We start from the raw sequence: 930 nt of genomic DNA on the forward strand, positions 1-930 counted from the left end.
AGTTCATTTTCCATCGTTTTCTTGCCGAGCAGGCGCTGGAGTTCTTTAATCTGCTTCATGGCGGCAGCAAGTTCAGAGGCAGGAACAACCTGTTCTCCGGCGGCCACAGCAGTAAGACTTCCTTCCTGGTATTGCTTACGCCAGAGAAATAACTGGCTGGCTGCTACACCATGTTGCCGGGCAACGAGGGAGACCGTCATCCCCGGTTCAAAGCTCTGCTGAACAATTGCGATCTTTTCCTGTGTGGTACGCCGTCTGCGTTTCTCCGGCCCTAAGACATCAATCATCTGTACTCCAATGACTAGTCTAAAAACTAGTATTAAGACTATCACTTATTTAAGTGATACTGGTTGTCTGGAGATTCAGGGGGCCAGTCTACTCGGCAAGCAGAGTTGCCAGATGTTGATAACGCGTCATGCTGTATTCCTTATTTGGACCATACAGAGAGAAAAACCGGTACAGATGAGGCTAAAAAACCGGATGCAGATGCTGTTTTAACCTGTCTGTATGTTAAATAAAACTAATATTTGCATCTGTATTGTGAACTGCCAGAAGACGGATGATGAAGCCTCTGAAAGATGAGGAGGCAGCAGATGGAATTTCACGAAAACAAAGCCAAAACGCCGTTTATCAGACTTGTGCAACTCTGGCAGGCGGTGAGGCGTTGGCGGCGGAGGTAATGCTGCCAACTTACTGATTTAGTGTATGATGGTGATTTTAAGGTGCTTGCGTGGCTTCCATTTCCATCAGATGTCCTTCCTGCTCCGCTACTGAAGGCGTGGTGCGTAACGGCAAAAGCACTGCCGGACATCAGCGCTATCTCTGCTCTCATTGCCGTAAAACATGGCAACTACAGTTCACTTACACCGCCTCTCAGCCCGGTACGCACCAGAAAATCATTGATATGGCCATGAATGGCGTCGGATGTCG

3 protein-coding genes are annotated in these 930 nt (G+C 48.3%); 2 read left to right on the top strand and 1 reads right to left on the bottom strand.

Features of this window, described 5'->3' with window-relative positions; translation table 11 throughout:
• A partial coding sequence (locus BFF42_RS18590) for a transposase (protein WP_000567737.1) occupies positions 1-287 on the bottom strand: 287 nt, incomplete at its 3' end.
• 272 nt (positions 288-559) lie between these two features.
• Between BFF42_RS18590 and BFF42_RS27905 the strand changes: the two genes are divergently transcribed.
• On the top strand, positions 560-697 hold the full coding sequence (locus BFF42_RS27905) for a hypothetical protein (protein WP_000977504.1): 138 nt from the start codon (positions 560-562) through the stop codon (positions 695-697).
• A 33-nt stretch (positions 698-730) separates the two neighbouring features.
• Positions 731-930, top strand: a 200-nt coding sequence (locus BFF42_RS18600; RefSeq protein WP_001638972.1) for an IS1 family transposase, incomplete at its 3' end; no start/stop codon positions are given.

The organism is Shigella sp. FC1661, assembly GCF_001712525.1.
Classification (GTDB): Bacteria; Pseudomonadota; Gammaproteobacteria; order Enterobacterales; family Enterobacteriaceae; genus Escherichia; species Escherichia coli.

Excerpts from the sequence above, each read along its gene's own strand:
- BFF42_RS27905 (WP_000977504.1), top strand. The coding sequence starts at position 560 with ATGATGAAGCCTCTGAAAGATGAGGAGGCAGCAGATGGAATTTCACGA.